Origin of the sequence: Massilia haematophila (assembly GCF_042647645.1) — a bacterium.
Lineage (GTDB): Bacteria > Pseudomonadota > Gammaproteobacteria > Burkholderiales > Burkholderiaceae_D > Telluria > Telluria haematophila.
The window spans coordinates 768234-789570 of the sequence record NZ_JBHRVV010000001.1 but is presented as its reverse complement, the minus strand read 5'-3'; the positions used below and the strand labels follow the sequence as shown (position 1 = coordinate 789570).

The window sequence follows — 21337 nt, the reverse complement described above, 5'->3', positions numbered from 1 at the left end:
AATATTATTTCATTTGCGCTCGCAGCCTGAAATAATATTTCACTGCAATACCAGCCGCAGCTTGCGCACGCCCTCCTCCCCGGTCGTGACCTCGAAGCCGAGCTTTTTCACCAGCGCGATCATGCGGCTGTTCTGCGGCAGTACCTCGCCGACGATCTCGCGCGTGCCGCGGCTGCGGCAGTAATCGATGAGCTTGCCCATCAGGATCCTGCCCAGCCCGTGGCCCTTCAGGTCCGAGCGCACCGTCACCGCGAACTCGGCCGAGGTATTGTCGGGATCGGCCACCACGCGCCCGACGCCGAGCGTCTCGGGTTCGCCGTCCTCGCCGGTGCGGGTGGCGATGAAGGCCATCTCGCGGTCGTAGTCGATCTGGGTGAAGCGCGCCAGCTGGGATGGCTGCAGCTCGCGGATGCGCACGAACATGCGGTAGCGGATGTCGTCGGGCGTGAGCGCGGCGAAGAACTTCAGGTGGGCGCTGCCGTCTTCCGGGCGCACCGGGCGCAGCAGCAGCGTGCCGCCGTTCCATTCGATGGTGTCTTCCAGCTCGCGCGGATAGGGCCGGATCGCCAGCCGGTCGAGCGCCGAGCCGGCGCGGTCGGGCAGCGCCAGGCGCACGCGGGCGTCCAGCACCACGGCGCCGCCGGCGTCGGCCAGCAGCGGGTTGATGTCCAGTTCCACCACCTCGGGAATGTCGCACACCAGGCGCGAGACCTGCACCAGGGTCGCGAGGATGGCGTCCATGTCGGCCGGCGCGCGGTTGCGGTAGCCGGCCAGCAGGCGCGCCACCCGCGTGCGCTCGACCAGGTCGCGCGCCAGCACCGCGTTCAGGGGCGGCAGCGCCACCGCGTGGTCGTCCGTGACCTCGACCGAGATGCCGCCCTGGCCGAACAGGATCACCGGGCCGAACACGCGGTCGGTCGCCGCGCCCAGGATCAGCTCGCGCCCTTCCGGGCGGCGCGCCATCGCCTGCACCGCGTAACCCTCGAAGCGGGCGTCGGGGCGCAGCTGCGCCAGGTGGCGCCGCACGCGCTCGGCCGCCGAGCGCACCGCCTCCTCGGAATCGAGGTCGAGCGCGACGCCGCCGACGTCCGACTTGTGCATCACGTCCGGCGACAGGATCTTGACCGCCACCGGAAAGCCGATGCTCCTCGCCGCCGCCACCGCCTCCTCGACGTTGCTTGCCCTGCGCGTCTCGACCAGCGCCATGCCGTAGGCGCGCAAGATCGCCTTGGTCTCGGGGTCGGTCAGCAGCGTGCGCCCGGCCTGCAGGGCTTCGCGCACCAGCGCGCGCGCCGTGGCCCGCCCCGTTGCCAGCGTGCCGGTGATCGAGGGCGGCACCTGCATCAGGAGGTTCTGGTTGCGCCGGTAATGCACGATCTGCAGGAAGCTGGCGACCGCGTCCTCGGGCGTGTCGAAGGTCGGCATGCCGGCGTCCGAGGCGAACTCGCGCGCCGGCGCCACCGAGTCGCCGCCCAGCCAGCACGAGAGCACGTTGCGGGCGCTGCCGCGCGCCAGCGGCGCGATCGCCCGGGCTATCTCGGCGCTGTCGACGGTGGCGGTGGGCGAGTGAATGACCAGCACGGCGTCGACGCCCTTGTCCTGCAACAGGATCTCGAGCGCCTGGCGGTAGCGCTCCGGTTCGGCGTCGCCCAGCAGGTTGACCGGATTGGCGCGCGAGCCGCCCGGCGGCACTAGGCTTCCCAGGCGCTCGACCGTCTCCGGCGCCAGCGGCGCCAGCCTGCCCGCGCTGCCGTCCAGGGCGTCGGCCGCCAGCAGTCCCGGGCCGGCGCCGTTCGACAGGATCGCCAGGCATTGCCCGTGCATCGGCTTGGCGCGCGCCAGCGTTTCGGCGGCGGCGAACAGTTCCTCGGTGGTCGACACGCGCAGCATGCCGGCGCGCCGGATCGCCGCGTCGAACACGGCGTCGGCGCTGGCCAGGGTTCCGCTTTCGGTGGCCGCCGCCGGTGCCGCCCCAGGTGCCGCCGCGCCGGCGCCGTCCAGGTGGCGGCCGGCCTTCAGGACCAGGGTCGGCTTGCTGCGCGCCGCCGCGCGCGCCGCCGACATGAACTTGCGCGCATAGCGCAGCTCGTCCACGTAGAGCAGGATCGCCGCGGTGGCGCCGTCGCTGGCCAGGTAGTCGAGCACGTCGCCGAGGTCGACGTCGCCCGAGTCGCCCAGCGCGACGACGTGGGAGAAGCCGATGCCGCGCGCGCGGGCGCGGTCGAGCATGCCCATCATCAGCCCGCCCGACTGCGAGACGAAGGCGATGCGGCCGGGCAGCGCCCCGCTGCTGGCCACGCTCGCGTTCAGGCCGAGCGCGGGCGCGAGCATGCCGGCGCTGTTCGGCCCGAGGATGCGCAACAGGTAGGGATGGGCGGCGTCGAGCATGGCCTGCTTCAGCGTGCGCCCGCGCTCGTCGCGCGCTTCGTGCAGGCCGGCGCTGAGCACGATCGCGGCGCGCGTGCCCTTTTCGCCGAGCTGGCGGATGATCGTGGGGATGGTGGCGGCCGGGGTGCAGACGATCGCCAGGTCGGGCGTGGCCGGCAGCGCCGCCACACTGGGATAGACCGGCTGGCCGGCCAGTTCGGTGCGGTTCGGGTTGACCGGGTACACGGTGCCCTTGAAACCGCTCGAGGCCAGGTTGGCCAGCAGCGTGGCCCCGAGGCTGCCCGGACGGTCCGACGCCCCGACCAGGGCGAGCGAGCGCGGCGCGAACAGCGGGCGCAGGTTGCGGGTGCTCATGGGCGCTCCGCCGGCACGGCGGGTTGCGGCCGAGGTTGCGGCCGAGGTAGCGGCCGAGGTAGCGACAGGTATGACGGCCGGGTTTCAGCCGTGCCCGGCAAAATCGGCGAACTGGCTAGACTTGGCTTCACGACCCACCACTCCTTTCCCCATGAACGAGAACAAGAACAATCCCGAGAACCAGCCTGACAGCGCGCAACAGGACAAGCCCGGCGCCGGCGACAGCCGCAAGGTCATCTACGCCGCCATCGTCGCCAACCTCGGCATCGCGGCGGCCAAGTTCGCCGTCGCCGCAGTCACCGGCAGCGCGGCCATGCTGGCCGAAGGCATCCACTCGGCGGTCGACACCGGCAACGAACTGCTGCTGCTCGTCGGCGAAAAGATCTCGAGCCGCAAGCCCGATGCGCGCCACCCCTTCGGCTACGGCAAGGCGGTGTATTTCTGGGCCCTGATCGTCGCGCTGTCGGTGTTCTCGCTGGGCGGCGGCCTGTCGATCTACCATGGCATCCACAGCCTGCAGGAGCCGGCGCCGCTGACCGATCCGTTCTGGAACTACGTGGTGCTCGGCGTCGCCTTCCTGTTCGAAGGATACAGCTGGAACGTCTCGCGGCGCGCACTGAACAGCAAACGTCGGCCCGACGCCACGCTTTGGCAAACCGTGAAGGCCAGCAAGGACGCATCCGTGTTTACCGTGTTCATCGAAGACAGTGCCGCCCTGCTCGGCATCGTCATCGCCGCCGCCGGCATCTGGCTCGGTCACCTGCTCGACAATCCCTATATCGATCCGGCCGCCTCGATCCTGATCGGCCTGCTGCTGGTGGGCGCCGCCGTCACGCTGGCGCGCGAAACCGGCGCCCTGCTGGTCGGGGAAAGCGTCGGCGTCGAGCAGACCGGGCGGCTGAAGGACATCTTCCGCCAGGATCCGGCACTGGAAGACGTGGGCCGCCTGATGACGATGCAGCTCGGTCCGGACGACATCCTGCTGACGGCGGCGGTGCGTTTCCGGCGCGGCATGCGCATCGACGAAGTGGACCTGGCGATTGCGCGCCTGGAAAGCGCGGTGCGCGAATTCGATCCGGCGATCCGGCGCGTCTATTTCGAGGCCGCGGCCCTGCGCTCGGCGATGCGGTAACGGCGCTCGGGCAAGGCGCGCAGCAGCGCGGACTGGGCCAGCAGCGCGGCCATCAGTTCCTCGACCAGGGGCGCGACCACGCCCTGCGGCAGTCCCGCCGACAGCGGCAGCTGGGCCGCGTGCGCGCGCAGGGTCCGCGCCCGCGCCAGCACGGCCACCGGCACCGCCGCCAGGGCGCCGCCGCCGGGCACGTTACCGCTGAAGAAACGGACGCGGTAGCGGCGGTCGACCAGCAGGGTCCCGTTCAGGAAGCGGTCGACGCCGACGTCGAAGAGCACATGCTGGACCACCTCGGCGGCACGGTCGGCGAGCTCGCGCCGGTTCTTGCGGCGGCGCGGAACGAAGAGCTGGGCGATCCATGCCATCGGCCTGGTCCTTGGATTGACTAAAGTACAAAATTTTACCAGCCCGTATTTATGCTGGCAATCAACATGCATGCCGGCGCTTACGGCGGGTTGTTCGCGCCACGCCATGCCACCTTCATCGGCGCCGCGGGGCCTGCAGGAGCCAAGTCAGGAGAAACAGCCGGGCCGGGCCAGCGGCGGGAACCCGGGCGCTGCCGGTCAACGCGCTGGACAGCGCTCGGCGATGCGGGTCATCGTGCTGCGGGTGCGCGACCGGACCGGCACCTGGCCGTTCATGCGCGCGATCGCCTGCCGGACCATGGCCTGCTCCTGCGGCGTCTTCGCCTTGGCGAGCGCGTCCTGCAGCATGGCGTCGGCACGGGCCTGGCCGCTCGTCATTGCCGCTTCCATCTGGGGCAGCTTGGCCAGCGCCTCGGCCGCTTCGGCGCGGTCGCGCGCGGTTTCGCCATGGCGTGCAGCCATCTCGAGCAGGGTGTGCGTGCCGCCGAGGTCGGGCCGGGTGCCGCTCGACATGTCCAGCTCCTCGATCGTCTCCCAGGTCGTGTCGTCGAGGCGGCGCATCGTCAAGGTCATCTTCCCGGCCGGGCAGGCCGCCACCTGCACGAAACCGGTGACGCCGTGGGTGCTCGACAGGGTCTTGCAAACGCCTTTGGCGTCCGGCGGCAGCATGACCGGCGCTCCGCCCCTGATGCACTGGGTGACCGGGCCGCTGCCCTTGCTCACCCGGCCGCCGTCGCTTTGTCCGGCGATGGTCGCGCGGCTGGCCTGGTCGCCGCTGCGGCCGTCGGTGCGGTACTCCAGCGTCGCCTCGTGCGGGCCGACCTGTTCCCGCACCCGGGTGTCGGTGTCGACCCGGTACAGGCCGGGCGGCGGCAAGTGCTGGGGCGCGGCGCAGGCACAGGCCGCATGGAAGAACAAGGCAGCCGCGATCGGCAGGCAGGCCGGGGGGCGGGATCGGAATCGAATCACTTTCAGGCCTTTTCTCTGCGCTGATCAATGGCAGAGATATATTAATAAAAGCATGTCCTGTCAATCGTGCTCGCGTCATCCGATCCGCATGCAGCGTTGGGTGTAATGTCTCGCCGCCCCCGTATTACGCCACGGCGCGTGCCGTTACCGGATAGCCGGCCTCGTCGATCGCGGCCGCGATGCGTTCGAGGTCGGCGCCGCTGTCGATGCGCACCTTCTTGGTCGGCAGGTCGATCTCGACCTTCGCCGCGGCGTCGACGCCCTGCACCGACTTGGTCACGCGGCCGACGCAGTGGCCGCAGCTCATGCCTTCGACAGTCAATTCATACATGGTGTTTTCTCCTTTGGATGGGGGCACGATCGCCCCGTGGGTTGATATATCGGGTGCAGATTCGGTTGCAGCGTGCGCCGCTGCGCCGGCCTCCGGCCGCCAGCGCCGCAGCAGCAATGCATTGCCGACCACGCTGACCGAGCTGAGCGCCATCGCGGCCCCGGCCAGGACAGGATTGAGCAGGCCGAAGGCGGCCAGCGGAATGCCGACCACGTTGTAGACGAAGGCCCAGCCGAGGTTCTGGCGGATCTTCCGGTAAGTGCGGTGCGAGACCTCGATGGCGTCCGCCACCAGCCCCGGTTCGCCGCGCATCAGCGTGATGCCGGCCGTATGCATGGCGACGTCGGTACCGCCCGCCATCGCGATGCCGACGCTGGCGGCGGCCAGGGCCGGCGCGTCGTTGATGCCGTCGCCGACCATCGCCACGATGCGCCCGGCCTGGGCCTCGCGCCGCACGTGCTCGGCCTTCTCGCCCGGCAGCACCTGGGCGGCATAGCGTTCGATGCCGAGCGCCGCCGCGACGGCCTGCGCCGCCCCGGCATTATCGCCGGTCAGCATGGCCGGCGTCACGCCCATCGCCCGCAGGCGCGCCACCGCGGCGGCGGCGCCGGGACGCACGCGGTCGCCAAAGGCGAGCAGGCCCAGCACCTCGACCCGGCCCGCGGCGCCGCGCGCCAGCCACGAGACCGTCCGGCCGTCGCGCTCGTGGCGCGCGGCGCTGTCGTGCAGCGCGTCCGCGGCGGCGCCGAGTTCTTCCATCAGGCGCGCATTGCCGAGGTAAACCGTGGTGCCGTCGACCTCGGCCTGGACGCCGCGGCCCGGCAGCGCGCGGGCATCGGCGGCGGCGCGCAGCGCGACCCGGCGCTCGCGCGCATGATCGAGCACGGCGCGCGCCAGCGGATGTTCGCTGGCCTGCTGCACGGCGGCGGCAAGCGCCAGCACCAGGGCCGGATCCGCGCCCTCGACCGCGGCCACGGTGGGCCGCCCTTCGGTCAGCGTGCCGGTCTTGTCGAACATCACGGTATCGAGCGCATGCGCGGTCTCGAGCGCTTCGGCGTCGCGGATCAGGATGCCCTGGCGCGCCGCCACGCCGGTACCGACCATGATCGCGGTCGGCGTTGCCAGCCCCAGCGCGCAGGGACAGGCGATCACCTGCACCGCCACCGCGTTCAGCAGTGCGGCCTGCCAGTCGCCGGTGGCCAGCACCCAGCCGACGAAGGTGAGCAGCGAGATCAGCAGCACCACCGGCACGAACACGGCGCTGACGCGGTCGACCAGGCGCTGGATCGGCGCCTTGACCGCCTGCGCGTCCTCGACCTGGCGGATGATCTGCGACAGCAGCGTGGCCGCGCCGACCGCGGTCACGCGCACCAGCAGCAGGCCGTCGGCATTCACGGCGCCGCCGGTGACGCGGTCGCCCGGCTCCTTCGCCACCGGCAGGCTCTCGCCGGTCAGCAGCGACTCGTCCTGGTGGCTGCGGCCTTCTTCCACCCGGCCGTCGGCGGCGACGCGCGCGCCGGGACGCACCACCAGCAGGTCGCCGACTTTCACCTCGTCGACCGGGACCGGCACGTCGCCGCCCGCGCGCCGCACCAGCGCCTCGGTCGGGCGCAGCGTTTCGAGCGCACTAATCGCCTCCACGGTCTGGCGCCTGGCGCGCGCCTCCAGCCATTTGCCGAGCAGGACCAGGGTGATGACCACCGCCGACGATTCGAAATAGAGATGCGCGCCATCGTGGCCGCCGCCATGGTCGCCGCCGGACAGCAGCAGCCAGACCGACAGGCCGTAGGCGGCGCTGGTGCCGATCGCGACCAGCAGGTCCATGTTGCCGGCGCCGGCGCGCAGCGCCTTCCAGCCGGCGCGGTAGAAGCGCGCGCCGAGCCAGAACTGGACCGGCGTGGCCAGCAGCCATTGCAGCCAGCCGGGCAGCGCCCAGTCGGCGCCGACCAGGCCGCCCAGCATCGGCAGCATCAGGGGAATGCTGAACAGCGCGGCCGCCGCCACCGGCCACCATCCCGGCAGGCCCGTCTCCGGCGCCGCCGCGCGCGGCTGGCCGGCCTGCGTCAGGGCGGCTTCATAGCCGGCCCGGCGCACCGCCGCGAGCAGGTCGTCGGCGGCCGCGCTGCCGCGCACGCTGGCCCGTTCAAGGGCCAGGTTGACGCTGGCGTCCTCGACGCCGGGCACGGCGCGCAGCGCCTTCTCGACCCGGGCGACGCACGAGGCGCAGGTCATGCCAGAAATATCAACGCTGGTTTCGCCGCTGCCGGCATGTGGTTCGAGCCTGTCATCCATGCTTGTTCTCCTTCCGATACCGATAGCATATGCCTTCCCATCGTGGGAAGGTCAAGTGTGCCGAAGTCGCGGCAGATTCGCGGCCGATTCGCTGCACTTCGCGGCAGATTCGCTCCGATCGAGGCGACCGGTGGCGTGCTCGCCGCCAGAACTAAACCGCGGCGGCGCCGTCGAACTGGAACTCGTCGGTGTCCACATCGGAGGATGCATGAAGATCGCGCTGCGCAGTCTGCTCCCATTGCTGCTTTGCCTGCTGATTGCGGCGTGCGGCAATTCCGACGACGCACCGCAGGGCCAGGCCGAGGCCGCGCGCCTGGGCGTGGTCGGCCAGGCGCCCGGCGGCACGCCTTTCGTGGCGAACCTGACCCTGTCGCTGGAAGAATTCGCGCACCTGGCGAGCGTTTCCTTCGCCATCGCCGCCAAGCCCGGCACTTTTTCGAAACCGATGGCCGCGACCTACTCGCGCGCCTGGCTCGAGCGCAGCGGCGCCTGGCGCCCGGGCGATAAGCAACTGGTGGTCCCGGTCTTCGGCCTGTACGCCGGCTACGCCAACCAGCTCGCCATCAGCGCCACCTTCGAGGACGAGTCGCGCCACGAAGCGGCGCTGACGGTGGTCGCGCCGGCCTATGCCGGCCCGGGGTCCGTCTATAACACGCCGGAGGTGCGGACGCCGCGCAGCGCCGCAGCGGCGCCGGGTATCGATTACATGCTCATCAAAAACAATTTCACCGCGCCGGCCGTGCTCGACAGCGACGGCAATCTACGCTGGATCGGCGACAACGTGCCGTCTTCCGCCACTACCCACTTCAGCGGCGACGCCTTCTATGTCGGCAGTTCGACCACGCCGGACCTGTACCGCTTCGACCTTACCGGCGCCTACACCACCATCCCGCTGGCCTCGACCCGCTACACCAACTTTCACCACGACCTCACCCGCGGCAAACAGGGCCTGCTGGCCGAGCTCGACGCCGTCGACGCCGGGGTGCAGAAAATCGAATCGATCCTGGTCGAGATCGGGACCGGGGGAGAAATCCTGAAGGAATGGGACCTGGCGCAGATCTTCCGCGCCGCGATGCGGGCCGGGGGCGACGATCCGTCGAACTTCGTGCGCGACGGCGTCGACTGGTTCCACATGAATTCCGCCATTTACGTGCCGGCCGACGACACGCTCCTGATCTCCAGCCGCGAGAACTTCGTCGTCAAGCTCGATTACCAGACGGGGCGCATCAAGTGGCTGTTCGGCGACACGACCAAGCACTGGTATGTCGACTATCCCTCGCTGCGCGCGCTGGCGCTGGAGCTCACGGCCGGCAAGGCGCCGATCGGCCAGCACACCCTGTCGATCGCTTCGAACGGCGAACTCCTGCTCTTCAATAACGGGCTCGGCAACCTCAACCCGGCGCCTGGCACCGCGCCCGGCCTCAGCCGCGACTTCAGCACGCCCTCGCGCTATGTCATCGACGAGCAGGCCGGCACTGCCGCCGAGGTCTGGACCTATGCGGCCGAACCGCCGGTCCTTTCCGACATCTGCTCCAGCACCTACGAGACCACGCCAGGGAACTACCTGGTGGTGTACGCGGCCGCGGGGGCGCGCACCCGCGCCCGCTTCCTGGGCATCGACAGCGCCTTCGAAGTCGCATTCGATGTCGAGTACCCCTCGCTGAACTGCGCGACGGTCTTCATCGCCGAGCCCATCGCATTCACCGGCCTGGTGTTCGACTAGCGCCGCAGCAGCTCATCCTGGGCTACGCTGGCGCGCGCGCAGGGGCGGCAGCGGCGCCATCGGGCTGATCAGGTAGCGCATGTCGGCGCGATCGGTGACGGCCGCGGCGGTCACCAGGAAACTGTCGCGGCCAAGGCGCGAGCTCGCCGCCAGCCTGCCCTCGAGCCGGGTCGGCCCGACCTCGCTCGCCCGTAGCAGCAATTGCACTTCGAAATCCACGCCCGGTACGCCGAACCGGGCCAGGATGCGGCGCAGGGCCGCCGCCATGTCGCCGCTGGGCAGGAAGCGTTCGAATGTCTCGCGGTCCAGCGGGCCGATGCGCAGGCGGGCACGCAAGTCCGGCCGCCAGCAGCGTGCGCCGAGCAGGGTGTTTTCGCCGAGGCGGGCGCCGGCGCCGAGCGCGGATTGTTCGTCCGGCGCCATCCTGCTCCAGTGGCCGACCGCCTCGTCCAGCGCCACCGGCAGGCCGAAATACCCCGCCAGCAGCCGCTGCAGCGCGGCCGCCGAGCGCGGCCGCTGCTGCAGCATGCCGGCAAAACAGGCGATCAGTGCCTGCGGCACGCCGGGGCCGGACCCGTGTTCGCGTTCCTGTCCGCGCTCCTGCCCATCATCTTGCCCGCGCTCCTGCCCCCCCGTGCTCCCGGCCAGGGCCAGCAGGCGCGCGCGGAAATCGTCGCCGGGGCCTGCGACTGCATACTCGACCCGGTACTTGCGCCAGGCCGCGTAGTACAGCGCCAGCATGCGGCCGGAAAGCATGTCCAGGAAGGCGCGCGGCGCTTCGTCCTGGCAATCATGCTGCCACTGCGCGATCCGTTCGGTGTAATGGGCCGGCAGCGTACCGTGGGCGCCGAGCAGCCCCATGAAGGTCGCGGTCATGCTAAAGCGCGGGCCGGCCGGCTCTTCCCGAGCGCCCGCCTCGTCCTGCAGCTCCTGCGGCGCGGCGGCCGCCATGCCGGGAACCGCGCGCACCGCCTGCAGCGTCTCGATCTCGCTGGCGGGGAAGCCCAGGTGCAGGCTGTTCTCGAAGCGCAGGGACTCGCGCAGCGCGCGCTCCGGCGCCACGCCCCGCTCTTCCAGCCAGCGCAGCAGGATGGTGACGGCCTGGACGAATTCGAAACTTTGCGGCGCCGCGAGCAGGCGCTCGATCACGCTCGTGCCGTGGCGGTGCTGCGAGGGGCGCATGCGTGGATCTCCTGGCCGGTGCGGCTCGATACGATCTCGAGCCAGGTAAAGCAGTTGAGCTGGCTGTTCAGGGCAAAGTAGCGATCCATCACCTGCGCGAACACGTACAGGCTGGCGCCTGCGAATGCCTCTTCGTCGACCGTCATGCGGATGCCGACGCCCGGCATCAGGGTCGACACCGGGCGCGTCCTGATCCAGGCGCGCATGGCGCCGTGCTCGAGGCCGACGATGCCGGCGATCTGGCGCCGCGCGCTGCTCGAGCGCGGCAGGTCGTACAGGGTGAGCATCTTCTGCAGGTCGGCCAGGCCGGCATCGGTCAGTCCCGCGTGGTTCAGTGCGAGATGGGAAATCAGCCGCCAGTGCGCGCCCTTGGCGTCGAAGCGGTAGCTCGGCGTGGGTTTGCGCAGCAGGCGCCAGGGCGCACTGCTGGCCCCCATTTCGGCGACCAGGTCGCCTTCGGGGTTGCCGGCCTTGAGCCGGGCCGGCAGGTCGCGGTTGGTGCAGGTCAGCTCGGTCGATACCGTGGCGCCCGCGACCTCGCTGGGCCGGAAATCGGCGTCGACCAGGGCCAGGCGCACCTCGTGGCCGGGGCTGACCGCGGCCAGCGTTTCGTCGCGCCGGGCGACCCAGAAATGCCGGGCCGGCGCGGCGCCCGCCTCTTCGTGCCGCACCGCGTACAGGGGCGCGAACTCGGTCACGCTCGTGGCGCCGCGCGCTTCGCGCAGCACCCGCACCCGGTCGATGCTGTGGATCTCGTAAGAGGCGGCATGCGCCGCATCGGCCGCCAGCGGATAATCGGCGCGGGTGTGCGACAGCTGGATCGGGTCGCCGCCCTTGCGGAACAGGTTGACCACTGGCGTGCAGCCGAGCAGCAGGTTGCTGGCCGAGAGCGGCGCCAGCAGGCGCGCTTCCAGCGCGTCGGCGCTCGGCGCGCGCAGCGGCAGGTGCAGGGTAAAACGCGCGCAGGCTGACGGCAGCAGGCGCAGCACCGGCGCCAGGTCGAGCTCGAGGAAACCGAATTTCTCGGGATAGCTGAAGTACTCGGTCAGCAGCCGGAAGGCCGGATGCGAACGCGGCGCATCGGGCAGGACGGCGTCGTCGTCGCCGAAGCCGGCCAGCCGCAGCGGCGATGCCTCGAGCGCCTGCCAGGGTGCGGCGTTTGCCTGCACCCCGGCCTGCGCTTCGCCCTGCGCTCCCGCCCGGACCCAGGCGCCCGCCCCGTGCAGGAACAGCGCGTCGAGCAGCGCCGCGCGCAGCGACGCCTCGCCGTCGACGAAGATCCTGACCCGCCCCATGCCGCGCGCCCACAGCGCGGCGAACGAACCGCGGGTCTCGAACTCGATGGCGACGCTGGCGACCACGCCGCGCGCCGGGCGCGGCCCGCGTCCCGCGGCGAGCGGCGCCGAGAAGGCGGCGCGCACGATCCGCAGCGGCGCGGCGACCGCCGGATAGACCGTGCGAAAGTGGCAGATGGTGCCCTGCACGGCGGCACTGCGCAGGGCCGTCCCGCGCGGCAGCAGCGCGAACTCGCCGACACCGGGGCCGGCGCCATCGAAGCCGTCCTGTGCCAGCTGGGCGATCGCATACGAGGGCAAGGGCCGCAGGTAGTGCGGATACAGGCTTTCCAGCAGGGCCTCGGTGAACTTCGGATAGTCGTCGTCGAGGCGCTTGTGGATGCGTGCGCTCATCAGCGCCACCGACTGGATCAGGCGCGCGACGCCCGGATCGTCGATGCTGTCGCCGGCGATATGGAGCGCGCCCGCCGGCTTCGGAAAACGGCTGCGGAACTCGCGCGCGAACTGACCGAACAAACCCAGCTCTTCCTCGAAATACCGCAGAAGCTCATCCATACGTTCTCCGCAAAAATTGCTGAAGACCAAGATGTATGCTCCCATCGCGCTCCTTTGCAGACATTGACAGGCGCCAAACAGCCCGCTCGCGTGTACTCCGGCCGTGCACGCGAGCGCCTCCGCTTCGTTCGCGGCGGCGGTAGCCCGTCGACGACATCCTGTCGCGGCGGCTGCTGTTCGTGAAGATGACGAACATCCCCATCGAGATCTGAGCGATCAGGAAATAATCACGATTGAACTGATTTTCCTTAAACCTCTCCTTTTGGCTGTGGCTCAATTCGACGATTGACCACTTGTGCCTCATTTGATTGCGCAATCTCAATTTTGAGCGACAACTCAACCATAAAATTGTTTCGATGCAAGGTTTTGCGGGCATTTTTGGGGAGAGGCAGCAATGTTCAAGCTAGGCCATCACATGAGGACGCGTCCTGCAGGCATCCGCTCCCGGCCGGCCAGCATGCCGCTCCGGCGTCAGCGCGGCGCCTTTGCCGTGATGACGGCGGCGCTGATTCTCGTCATGCTCGGCTTTTGCGGCCTGGCGATCGATCTCGGCAGGGTCTATAACCGCAAGGTCGAGTTGCAGGCGCTGGCGGACGCCGTGGCGCTTTCCGCAGCAGCCGAACTCGACGGCACTGCGGCCGGCATCCAGCGGGCCGCGAATGCCGCGGCCCAGTCGGCTGCCAGGAACGCCCTGTATGACTACAACACCGCCGGCGTCGTCTGGTTGCCGAATGCGCTCAGGTTCGGCGCCGACCCCGATGGCGAGGCATGGCTCGACGGCGCAGAAGCACAAGGACAGGCGCGGAACCTGTTCTATGTCGAAGTCGACACCGGCCGCCTCGCGGACGACCATGGCCTCGTGCACATGGCGCTGCTCCAGGTACTCCCATCCGCCAGCGCCACTGCCCGGACCGGCGCCCGCGCGGTTGCCGGCCGTTCGACGATCAATGTCACCCCGTTGGCGATTTGCGCCATGTCCGATACGGCGATCAAGGAGCGGGATACGGAACTGGTCGAATATGGATTTCGTCGCGGCGTCAGCTATAACCTGATGCGGCTGAATCACGACAGCAATGTGAAAGGGGCGCATTTCCTCGTCAATCCGATGGCGCCGCCAGGAAAGCCGGGCGGCTCAGTGAAAACGAGGCTGGATGTCCTCCGGCCCTTCGTCTGTACCGGCACGATGGCCATGTCGCGGGTAACCGGCGGAAATCTCACGGTCGAACATGACTTCCCCCTCGCAGGCCTGTTTGCCCAGCTCAATTCCCGCTTCGGTAGCTACACCGCGCCGTGCACCTCGACCGGTGCCCCGCCCGACACCAATGTGATGGAATACACGGTCTCGACCGCCACGAACGCCATCACCTGGATGGAGGACAAGCCGGCGGGACAGGGAGCGGCCGAGGCGACAACCAGCACCAAGCTGTTCACCATCGCCGAGCTGGACTCGGCCGATACCGGAACGACAGCGGACAAGTGGGGCCCGCTGTGGATCAACACCAGGGCAGCCAAGTATTCGGCTGCGGAACCGTATTCCACCTTCAACGCCACGACCACGGACTGGCAAAAGCTGTACAAGCCCGGCACGCCGAAACCGAAGAACACCTATCCCTCGTCGGTCCCTGCCAAGACCAGCAGTTTCAGTCTGTCCCCGTCCGGGGGACTCAAAGGCGTGGCCGACCGCCGGATCCTGAACATTCCCCTGCTGCGCTGCCCGGTCGACGCAGGCGCGCCGGCAACGGCGGAGGCCCTGGCTATCGGCAAGTTCTATATGACGGTCAAGGCCAGCGAGGACAGTCTGTTTGCGGAGTTTGCCGGCCTCGCCAAGGAAGAAGCGCTTGTTGGACAAGTGGAGCTATACCAATGACAGGTCTTTATCGCTCGATCAGCGTCCGCCGTCAGGACGGCTCCGTTGCCGTGGAGGCGGCAATCATCATTACCCTGATCCTGGTGCCGCTGCTGGCCTTCATTCTTTTTTTCGGAAGGTATTTCTGGTACTACACCGTTGCCCAGAAAGCCGTGCATGACGCTTCACTCGCCATGGCGACGCTGCCGCTCGCGCATATCAGGGCGGGCGGCGCGGAAGATCTCGCGGAACGCATCATCGGCTGGGAAACGGAAGATTTCGATGAAATGACGCGGGCGACACTCGCGCCTGCGGTGGACTGCTGGTACAGATTCCCTGCCAGCGCGACCACCTTGACCAGATTGAGCTGCAACAACGCCACCTTGACGCCTGTCGACGTCAGGGCGAGCTTGGTCATGACCGTCAGCGATCCCTTCCTTGCCCCGTTCACCGGCCCCGTCGCGGGCCTCGACGGCCTTCCCATCATTACCCAGGTGTCGATGCGCTATGTGGGACGCTGATCGCCGGCCGTCATGCGCGCGCGGCGCATGGATGAAGAAACAGGGCGGCGTGGCCGCTGTCGAGTTTGCTCTTCTCGTTCTCGTCTTCTTCAGCCTGATATTCGGCGTACTCGAGATAGCGCGCCTTATCTACCTGTGCAATACGCTGCAGGAAGTCACCAGACGGGCGGCCGTCCTGGCCATGGACTTTCCTTTCGACCAGACCTCGCGCGATACGATCCGAAAACAGGCGCTGTTCCAGGACAGGAACGGCAACCTCGTCCTTGGCGCACCGATCACCTTCGAACACCTGAGGCTGGAATACCTGTCGGTCTCGCCTGGCACGGGAAACACGCTCGACCTTCAGCCGGTGACCGCGCTGCCCGCGGATCCGGCAACGAACCGCCTCAACTGCCTCGCAAACCCGCACGCCGGAAACTGTATCCGCTTCATCCGCGTGCAGGTCTGCCAGCCCGGCGCATCGGCAAACTGCAACCGGGTGCCCTACGAGACGCTGTTCCCGCTGATCGATCTCCGGCTGCTCGGCTTGCCTCGCGCGCAGACGGTGGTTCCGGCGCAAAGCCTGGGGTACAGGGGTGGAGAGACGCCGGCGCTGTGATGCAGGTTTCGGGATGGAGTACAAAAAAGCCACCTTTCGGTGGCTTCACGCAAGATCGAACAGGGATTCGCCCACCTACCGCGGGCTGCGCTTACAAAAGAGAAAGCCACCTTTCGGTGGCTTTCTCTTTTGTAACTTGGCGGAGGCGGTGGGATTCGAACCCACGATACAGGTTTAAGCCCGTATGCTTCCTTAGCAGGGAAGTGCCTTCGGCCACTCGGCCACGCCTCCAGTCAGCTCTTAACAATGTTGCTCGTTGTCGCTGAGTGCACGCATATTAATGGCCACACCTCATTTGGTCAAGGAAGCGCGGCCAAATTTTTGAAAAAAGTTAAGCTTGCTCCAGATCAAAAGCTTTATGGAGGGCACGGACGGCCAGCTCCATGTATTTCTCGTCGATCAGGACGGAAATCTTGATCTCGGAGGTCGAGATCATCATGATGTTGATGCCCTCGTCCGCCAGCGTGCGGAACATCTGCGAGGCGACGCCGACGTGGCTGCGCATGCCCACGCCCACCGCCGACACCTTCGACACCTTGGCGTCGCCCAGGATGCGGGTGTAGCCGAGCGCTTCGCGTTCGCCTTCCAGCACGGCCAGGGCACGCTGGTAGTCGTTGCGCGAGACGGTGAAGGTGAAGTCGGTCTTGCCGTCCACCGACTGGTTCTGGATGATCATATCCACTTCGATGTTGGCGTCCGAGATCGGGCCCAGGATGTGGAATGCGACGCCGGGCCTGTCCTGCACGCCCAGGACAGTGATCTTGGCTTCATCACGGGTGAATGCGATACCGGAGATGACGGCTTGTTCCATGTTGGTTTCTTCCTCAAACGAAATCAGGGTGCCCGAACTGGCTTCCTCGGCCAGCGGCATCAGGGGGTCGGTCAGCGACGACAGCACGCGCGTCGGGACCTGGTAGTTACCGGCGAACTCGACCGAGCGCGTCTGCAGCACCTTCGAGCCGAGCGAGGCCAGTTCCAGCATTTCCTCGAACGTAATCTTCTCCAGGCGGCGCGCCTCGTCCACCACGCGCGGGTCGGTGGTGTAGACGCCGTCGACGTCGGTGTAGATCAGGCATTCGTCGGCCTTCAGCGCCGCGGCGATCGCCACGGCCGAGGTGTCCGAGCCGCCGCGGCCCAGGGTCGAGATATTGCCCTCTTCGTCCACGCCCTGGAAGCCGGTGATGATGACGATCTTACCCGCGTCGAGGTCGGCACGCACGCGCGAGTCGTCGATCGACTGGATGCGCGCCTTGGTGAAGGCGGAGTCGGTGCGGATGCCGGCCTGCCAGCCGGTGTAGGACACGGCGTCCTTGCCGATCGCCAGCAGCGCCATCGCCAGCAGGCCGACCGACACCTGTTCGCCGGTCGAGGCGATCATGTCCAGTTCGCGCGGATCCGGCTGCGGCATGATTTCCTTGGCAAGACCGATCAGGCGGTTGGTCTCGCCCGACATCGCCGACGGCACCACGACGATTTTGTGCCCGGCGTCATGCCACTTGGCGACGCGGGCCGCAACGTTCTTGATACGGTCCGTCGAGCCCATCGACGTACCACCGTATTTGTGGACAATTAAAGCCATAACTGTAAGCTTTCCAGCTTGTGAAGGATCAAAGGGGATACTTACTCTAGCATGTTGCAGCGCAAAATCACAAGGGACTAAGTCCGAAAAGCTATACGGAATACAAATAAAGTAATACGGTTTTCGAATAGAAATTATTCGGCGCTGTCACCGTTCGCTATGGATGAGCAGTGAACTGTCGAGCTCATTCGTGGTCCAACCCGTATCGCCATCGATACGGGTCCGTCATGAAAGCGCCTCGCTTCACAAAGTGGTTTGTGGCCTTGCCCGCACTGAACGGGCCCCAGCGGCTGCGCGTTCTCGACGCCTTGCGCCCGGCTGCCGGGCTACACCAGGTGCTTGCGCTGATCGCACAAGTCAGGTCGACCGCACGCTGCTGCCCCCATTGCCGGTGCGAACGGTGGCACCGGCATGGCCATGCCAACGACCTGCAGCGCTACCGCTGCCGCGCGTGCCGGCGTACTTTCAACGACTTGACCGGCACGCCGTTGGCAGGCTTGCGCCTGCGTGGGAAATGGCTGGCTTATCTCGATGCGCTGCGGGCATCCCGCCCGGTGCGGGCGGCGGCCGACGGCGTCAAGGTGCACCGTAACACCGCTTTTCGCTGGCGGCATCGCTTCCTGGATCGGGTGAAGGCGGACCGGCCGGAATCCCTGAACGGTATCGCCGAGGCCGACGAAATGTTCATCCTGGAATCCCAAAAAGGTTCGCGCACGCTCGATCGGCCGGCGCGCAAGCGGGGTGGCGCGGCCAGCAGGCGCGGCATTTCACGCGAACTCGACTGCATCCTCGTGGCGCGTGACCGCAACAGGCAGACCATCGATGCCGTCGTCGGCCGCGGCCCCGTCAGCAAGATCCAGCTCGAGCGCCACCTGCTGCCTTTCCTGGACAAAGATGTCTTGCTCGTGACGGACGCGAACGCGGCCTATCGGGCTTTCGCCCGTGCCCACGGTATTGCGCACCAGGCCGTCAATCTCAGCGCCGGCGAGCGTGTCCGGCCAGGCCCAAGGGGCGCCATCCACGTACAGAACGTGAACGCCTATCACCAGCGCCTGCGGGCATGGCTGGCGCCTTTCCATGGTGTCGCGTCGCGCTACTTGCCGAACTACCTGGGATGGCGCCGGATGCTCGATGGTGGCAAGGTCACTTCTGCCGATCAGTTGTTTCGCCTCGCGATCGGGCTCATCCACAGCGAACGGTGACAGCGCCAATTATTCGGCGCTGTCACCGTTCGCTATGGATGAGCAGTGAACTGTCGAGCTCATTCACGGTCCAACCCGTATCGCCATCGATACGGGTCCGTCATGAAAGCGCCTCGCTTCACGAAGTGGTTTGCGGCCTTGCCCGCACTGAACGGGCCCCAGCGGCTGCGCGTTCTCGACGCCTTGCGACCGGCTGCCGGGCTGCACCAGGTGCTCGCGCTGATCGGACAAGTCAGGTCGGCGGGACGCTGCTGCCCCCATTGCCGGTGTGAACGCTTGCATCGGCATGGCTATGCGAACGACCTGCAGCGCTACCGCTGCCGCGCGTGCCGGCGCACCTTCAATGATTTGACCGGCACTGGGATGGCGCCGGATGCTCGATGGCGGAAAGATCACTTCTGCCGATCAATTGTTCAGCCTTGCCATCGGGCTCATCCACAGCGAACGGTGACAGCACCAATTATTCCGCCCGGCAGGTGGGGCGGGCGTTGCCCGAGGGGTGCGGGGCGCGGCGGCGCCACCGGCACGGGCCTACCGGTGGGCGATGCAAACAGTCAGCGCAGCTCGCTCAGGCGTTCGCGGGCTGCCAGCGCAGCGCGACCAGCGCGGCCGGAGCGGTGCCGAAGTGGCGGCAATCCATGCCCAGGCCGGCGGCGTACAGGAGTTCGCCGTTGGCGCTGACGATCGGCAGGCGCGTGCGCTCCCAGGCCGGCACGTCGGCCGCCTGGTAGTGCACCTTCAGGCTGCGCGTCGGGCGGTTCGGCGCCAGCTTCAGGCGCTCGCCGCCCTTGCGGAAGTCGATCAACAGCGGCTGGGCGCGCAGCCAGGCGGCGTCGAAACCCGTCTCGGCCGGCTCGAAGTGCAGCACCCCGCCATAGGCGGGGAAAGCCAGCTGCCCTTCCCCACGCCAGGCGAAGCTTTCGCCGAACTTCTCGATCACGCCTTCGTCGTCGGGGTCGCGCATGCCGGAGAGAATCGCCAGCTTCGGCGTGATGTACAGGCGGTCGCGATGGCGCCGGATGTGGCAGGCCGGGTGCGTGACCAGCAGCTGGGCGTCGTGGCGCGCTTCCAGCAACTGCGCCACCATCTCGATTAGCCAGGCGGTCGAGGGCATGGCCAGGCCGCGTACGCGGAACCAGTGGCGCAGCATGTTGTAGACGCGGTCGAGGCTCATCGACCGCAGGCGGGCGACGTCGACGGCATCGTCGGCCAGGCTGGCCGCCAGGTCCTGTTCGGCCAGCTCGTCGAGCAAACGCTGGGCCGACTGCGCATGGGCAGCGCTGCGCGCGAAGCGCTGCTGGAAGCCGGGGAAGGCTTGCGCCAGGGCCGGCATCACCTGGTGGCGCAACGCGTTGCGGGCGTAACGCGGATCCAGGTTCGATTCGTCCTCGACCCAGGCCAGCGCGTGTTCGGCGGCATACGCTTCCAGCTCGGCGCGCGCCAGCGGCAGCAAGGGCCGCGCCATCACCAGCTCTGGGTTGCCCAGCAGCTCGGGCGCGCTGTTGGCCGCATCCATGCCCGACAGGCCGGCGGGACCGGAACCGCGCAGCAGTTGCAGCAGCACGGTTTCGGCCTGGTCGTCGAGATGGTGGGCGGTCAGCAGCAGCGTGGCGCCATGCGCGCGGCACATCTCGCCTAGCGCCCGGTAGCGCAGCTTGCGTGCTGCCGCCTCCGTGCCGGAACCGCGCTTGTCGACGGCGACGCGGCGGTGGTCGACCGTGACGCCGAGCGCCGCAGCGCCCGCCTCGACGTGCGCGAGCCAGGCATCGGCATTCGGGCTGAGGCCGTGATGGACGTGGAAGGCGAACAGGTTGACGCCGTGCGCACGGCACCAGTTCGACGCCAGGTGCAGCAGGACCATCGAGTCGAGGCCGCCGCTGCAGGCAATGGCGATGGAGGAAGGGGAAGACTGTGCGCGCAGCGCATTGAGCGCGCGCGCGAAAGTGGCCGGGACGTGCCCGGCTTCAGACTGACTCACAAAGTACCAATCACTCAGTACGACTCACTCTTCGCTGGGCGTGGTTTCCTTGAACTTGCCGTAGGCCATCAGCTTCTGGTGACGGGCTTCGAGCAGGTCCTTGGTCTTCATGCCCTGGAACTGGCGCAGGGTGTCGGCCAGCGCGCGCTTGAGCATCTGCGCCATGCCTTTCGGGTCGCGGTGGGCGCCGCCCAGCGGCTCGTTGATGATCTTGTCGATCAGGCCCATCGCCTTCAGGCGGTGCGCGGTCAGGCCCAGGGCGTCGGCCGCGTCGGAGGCGCGCTCCGAGGTCTTCCACAGAATCGAGGCGCAGCCTTCCGGCGAGATCACCGAATAGGTCGCGTATTGCAGCATCAGCACCGCGTCGCCGACCGCGATCGCCAGCGCGCCGCCGGAACCGCCTTCGCCGATGATGGTGGCGATCAGCGGCACTTTCAGCTCGGCCATGACGTACAGGTTATGGCCGATCGCTTCGGACTGGCCGCGCTCTTCGGCGTCGATGCCGGGGAAGGCGCCCGGGGTGTCCACGAAAGTGAAGATCGGCAGGTTGAACTTTTCCGCCAGCTTCATCAGGCGCATGGCCTTGCGGTAGCCTTCGGGTTTCGGCATGCCGAAGTTGCGCATCGCGCGCTCCTTCGTGTCGCGGCCCTTCTGGTGGCCGATGACCATGCAAGCCTGGCCGTTGAAGCGCGCCAGGCCGCCGATGATCGACTGGTCGTCGGCGAAGCTGCGGTCGCCGTGCAGCTCGTGGAAGTCGGTGAAGATCGCGTTCACGTAGTCCATGGTGTACGGGCGCTGCGGATGACGCGCGATCTGGGACACCTGCCACGGCGTGAGCTTGGCGTAGATATCCTTCGTCAGTTGCTGGCTCTTCTTGGCCAGGCGGTCGATCTCTTCCGAGATGTCGACGGCCGAATCGTCCTGGACGAAGCGGAGCTCTTCGATTTTCGAATCGAGCTCGGCGATCGGCTGCTCAAAACTGAGGAAAGTTGTTTTAGTCATTGTACCTCCGGGGTTGTTCTTTGGC

At 67.9% G+C, this 21337-nt stretch carries 15 protein-coding genes, 1 tRNA gene and 1 pseudogene; 7 read left to right on the top strand and 10 right to left on the bottom strand.

Annotation, left to right across the window (positions count from 1 at the left end; all coding sequences use genetic code 11):
* Positions 1-39: 39 nt before the first annotated feature.
* Positions 40-2742, bottom strand: a complete 2703-nt coding sequence (locus ACFOPH_RS03645; protein WP_312551171.1) for a bifunctional acetate--CoA ligase family protein/GNAT family N-acetyltransferase — start codon at positions 2740-2742, stop codon at positions 40-42.
* 151 nt (positions 2743-2893) lie between these two features.
* Here ACFOPH_RS03645 and ACFOPH_RS03640 point away from each other — a divergent pair, with 151 nt between their 5' ends.
* Positions 2894-3874, top strand: a complete 981-nt coding sequence (locus ACFOPH_RS03640; protein ID WP_379733584.1) for a cation diffusion facilitator family transporter — start codon at positions 2894-2896, stop codon at positions 3872-3874.
* Here ACFOPH_RS03640 and ACFOPH_RS03635 read toward each other — a convergent pair.
* From ACFOPH_RS03635 to ACFOPH_RS03625, 3 genes are all read right to left on the bottom strand, one after another.
* A complete protein-coding gene (locus ACFOPH_RS03635) occupies positions 3835-4239 on the bottom strand; it encodes a hypothetical protein (RefSeq protein WP_379733582.1) in 405 nt (134 codons plus the stop codon). The two genes, ACFOPH_RS03640 and ACFOPH_RS03635, sit on opposite strands and share 40 nt — an antisense overlap.
* Positions 4240-4437: 198 nt before the next feature.
* Entirely contained in the window at positions 4438-5208 is a 771-nt protein-coding gene (locus ACFOPH_RS03630; RefSeq protein WP_379733580.1) for a hypothetical protein, read from the bottom strand.
* A gap of 124 nt (positions 5209-5332) precedes the next feature.
* The gene (locus tag ACFOPH_RS03625; protein ID WP_379733578.1) at positions 5333-7831 is read right to left on the bottom strand and encodes a heavy metal translocating P-type ATPase; all 2499 of its coding nucleotides are present in this window, start codon (positions 7829-7831) and stop codon (positions 5333-5335) included.
* A gap of 208 nt (positions 7832-8039) precedes the next feature.
* On the opposite strand from ACFOPH_RS03625, the gene ACFOPH_RS03620 reads away from it, so the two are divergent.
* Positions 8040-9554: an aryl-sulfate sulfotransferase gene (locus ACFOPH_RS03620; protein WP_379733576.1), complete on the top strand. Its 1515-nt coding sequence runs from the start codon at positions 8040-8042 to the stop codon at positions 9552-9554.
* A 12-nt stretch (positions 9555-9566) separates the two neighbouring features.
* Here ACFOPH_RS03620 and tssG read toward each other — a convergent pair whose 3' ends face one another.
* Positions 9567-10736, bottom strand: a complete 1170-nt coding sequence (gene tssG / locus ACFOPH_RS03615; RefSeq protein WP_379733574.1) for a type VI secretion system baseplate subunit TssG — start codon at positions 10734-10736, stop codon at positions 9567-9569.
* Positions 10700-12586, bottom strand: a complete 1887-nt coding sequence (gene tssF, locus ACFOPH_RS03610) for a type VI secretion system baseplate subunit TssF (protein WP_379733572.1) — start codon at positions 12584-12586, stop codon at positions 10700-10702. The genes tssG and tssF overlap by 37 nt, the downstream gene beginning before the upstream one ends.
* 394 nt (positions 12587-12980) lie before the next feature.
* Here tssF and ACFOPH_RS03605 point away from each other — a divergent pair, with 394 nt between their 5' ends.
* The 3 genes from ACFOPH_RS03605 to ACFOPH_RS03595 are packed head-to-tail and all read left to right on the top strand — an operon-like array spanning position 12981 to position 15551.
* Entirely contained in the window at positions 12981-14453 is a 1473-nt protein-coding gene (locus ACFOPH_RS03605; protein WP_379733570.1) for a pilus assembly protein TadG-related protein, read from the top strand.
* Entirely contained in the window at positions 14450-14953 is a 504-nt protein-coding gene (locus ACFOPH_RS03600; RefSeq protein ID WP_312550529.1) for a TadE/TadG family type IV pilus assembly protein, read from the top strand. The genes ACFOPH_RS03605 and ACFOPH_RS03600 overlap by 4 nt, the downstream gene beginning before the upstream one ends.
* Before the next feature lie 31 nt (positions 14954-14984).
* Positions 14985-15551 (top strand): TadE/TadG family type IV pilus assembly protein, encoded by a 567-nt coding sequence (locus tag ACFOPH_RS03595; protein WP_312550530.1) that lies wholly within the window; start codon positions 14985-14987, stop codon positions 15549-15551.
* Between the two features lie 137 nt (positions 15552-15688).
* Here the strand turns inward: ACFOPH_RS03595 and ACFOPH_RS03590 are convergent.
* Positions 15689-15782, bottom strand: a tRNA-Ser gene (locus ACFOPH_RS03590).
* Positions 15783-15882: 100 nt separating this feature from the next.
* Entirely contained in the window at positions 15883-17130 is a 1248-nt protein-coding gene (locus ACFOPH_RS03585) for an aspartate kinase (RefSeq protein WP_312550531.1), read from the bottom strand.
* Positions 17131-17357: 227 nt separating this feature from the next.
* Between ACFOPH_RS03585 and ACFOPH_RS03580 the strand changes: the two genes are divergently transcribed.
* Complete coding sequence (locus ACFOPH_RS03580; protein ID WP_379733567.1) at positions 17358-18332, top strand: IS1595 family transposase; 975 nt, start codon at positions 17358-17360, stop codon at positions 18330-18332.
* A 102-nt stretch (positions 18333-18434) separates the two neighbouring features.
* Positions 18435-18701 (top strand): annotated as a pseudogene (locus ACFOPH_RS03575) (transposase); the annotation flags it as partial.
* A 199-nt stretch (positions 18702-18900) separates the two neighbouring features.
* Here ACFOPH_RS03575 and tilS read toward each other — a convergent pair.
* Positions 18901-20310: a tRNA lysidine(34) synthetase TilS gene (tilS, locus tag ACFOPH_RS03570; protein WP_379733565.1), complete on the bottom strand. Its 1410-nt coding sequence runs from the start codon at positions 20308-20310 to the stop codon at positions 18901-18903.
* Between the two features lie 24 nt (positions 20311-20334).
* Positions 20335-21312: an acetyl-CoA carboxylase carboxyltransferase subunit alpha gene (locus ACFOPH_RS03565; protein WP_312550533.1), complete on the bottom strand. Its 978-nt coding sequence runs from the start codon at positions 21310-21312 to the stop codon at positions 20335-20337.
* Positions 21313-21337: the final 25 nt, after the last annotated feature.